1 protein-coding gene is annotated in these 293 nt (G+C 79.5%); it reads left to right on the forward strand.

What is annotated here, in order from left to right:
• The coding region (locus tag HTZ77_RS45015; protein ID WP_407940656.1) for a leucine-rich repeat domain-containing protein at nt 1–293 on the forward strand (293 nt) is incomplete at both ends.

Here is a 293-nt window from a genome sequence, read left to right on the forward strand (position 1 = left end):
GCTTCGGCGACGCGGGCGCCGAGGCACTGGCCGCCGCGGGCTCGGACGGCCGGATCGAGACCCTGGACCTGCGTCACTGCGGCATCGGCGACGCCGGCGTGACGGCCCTGTGCGCGTCCCCGGCCGTCCGCGGCGTCCGGCGGCTGCGCCTGCAGCGCAACCGGCTCACCGCCGAGGGCGTGCGCGCGCTGGCGGGCTTCGAACGGCTCGAAGAGCTCGCCCGCCGCTACAACCCGCTCGGCCCGGCCGGGGCGCGGGCGCTGGTCGAGGCGCCGTTCGCCGGCTCGCTCAGG

It is taken from the genome of Nonomuraea montanisoli (genome assembly GCF_013363975.1).
Taxonomy (GTDB): Bacteria; Actinomycetota; Actinomycetes; order Streptosporangiales; family Streptosporangiaceae; genus Nonomuraea; species Nonomuraea montanisoli.